This is a genomic window from Roseovarius roseus (assembly GCF_043355935.2).
Taxonomy (GTDB): domain Bacteria; phylum Pseudomonadota; class Alphaproteobacteria; order Rhodobacterales; family Rhodobacteraceae; genus Roseovarius; species Roseovarius roseus.
The window spans coordinates 1-777 of the sequence record NZ_JBHFPE020000066.1 but is presented as its reverse complement, the minus strand read 5'-3'; the positions used below and the strand labels follow the sequence as shown (position 1 = coordinate 777).

General features: G+C 52.1%; 1 rRNA gene. It reads right to left on the bottom strand.

Going from position 1 to position 777, the window contains the following annotated elements:
- Nucleotides 1-777, bottom strand: a 23S ribosomal RNA gene (locus ACEWPL_RS19485); the annotation flags it as partial.

Genomic DNA, 777 nt, shown 5'->3' with positions numbered 1-777 from the left:
CTGCGCCTACACCTAACGGCTTAAGCTTGCTAGATAGACCAAGTCGATGACCCATTATACAAAAGGTACGCCGTCACAAGACTGGACACTGATGACAATCATTTCATTGGAATGGAGACGCGGAAATGAACCGTTTCAACGCCCGGGTTGTCGCTGTAGATGCCGGCGTTCGACCTGTGGTCGGCGCCCAGCCCTATGCGAACTCCTTCGCGGTTCTGATAACCAAATTCGATCCCTGTCCGAAACTCGATGGGACCGCCAAGGTCCACATCTCCGCCACTGGCATATAACCCGGGCATTGCGTGGAACTGTGCATACCACCGATCATTCGGCGTCGAATAAGTTGTCGTGTTACCCATTCCCACCCAAAGGCCACCTTCATCGGTGACGGAAACACCGTAGGTGAATTGGAAGGGTCCACGGGCAAGCCTTGTTTGTTTCCGGATGAAGATCTCTTCACCGACGTTGTTTTCCTGAAACACAAGCTCACCGACGGAGAGGCCAAGATACGGCGTGCGCTCGTTCTTTGCAAAGCAACCTTCGTAGGGGCAATGATTCACGCCCATGTTGATCAGCCCCAATACGAGGCCCACAACAGCAAAGGTTCCATCCGTAACAACGGCCAAATCCGACATTTTCGTTTCCTTGTCGCTAATATAAGCATCATTGGTGATGCAGATTGTCATTAGAGTCCAGTCAAGCTCCGACTGATTGTAGGCGTTCGGTTTCAGGTACTGTTTCACTCCCCTCGTCGGGGTGCTTTTCACCTTTCCCTCA